The organism is Vibrio sp. Y176, from assembly GCF_033438945.1.
The window spans coordinates 1-627 of sequence record NZ_JAWOQS010000725.1 but is presented as its reverse complement, the minus strand read 5'-3'; the positions used below and the strand labels follow the sequence as shown (position 1 = coordinate 627).

Annotated in this window: 1 protein-coding gene; it reads right to left on the bottom strand. The window is 45.9% G+C overall.

The window, feature by feature from the left end; genetic code table 11:
- A partial coding sequence (locus R7O13_RS28305; protein WP_318305381.1) for a glycyl radical enzyme domain-containing protein occupies positions 1–627 on the bottom strand: 627 nt, incomplete at both ends.

Genomic DNA, 627 nt, shown 5'->3' with positions numbered 1-627 from the left:
AACGCTTTGCCCTCTAAGCCATATCTCACAGGCGTAGAATCAACCAATGTCGCTAGTGTCGCTGAAATCTCGTGGCCTAATGCATTTGCACGTTCATCTTGTCCGTAGCGGGAGGTTTGCCCTTCTTTTTCAAGAAGTAAGTTGACCGCTTCAGCCATACCATAAATGCCGTACATTGGCGCAAAGCGTGACTCTTCAATCAAGCCTTCTTGGGTTAAGAAGCCTTGGAAGAACTGTGATTGTTCATGCAAGTGCGAGCTTCTTGCATCCATCAACTCCGTCATTAGTTGATGATACGTCGGTAATACATTACTGAAAAAATCGTCGCGACTTGCTGCACGTTTCGCCACTTCTTTTAGATTCATGCGTACAAGCGTGTTTGAACCACCAGCTAGCGGGAGTGAGTTGTAGCAACTGACGATACCAAACCGCGCTCCGTCATAAGCATTTGCGTGAATTGGGTAATTCGCAATATGAGGCTTGCTACAGTCACAAATGTTTTTCGTCGCCTGACGTAACAAATCATCTGGTGTGATCGATTCGTCGTACATAAACGTGAGATTTGGTGCAATTTGCTTGAGCTCTGCGTCCACACGCAAGATAGTGCGACAGATAATGTTGTCTGTT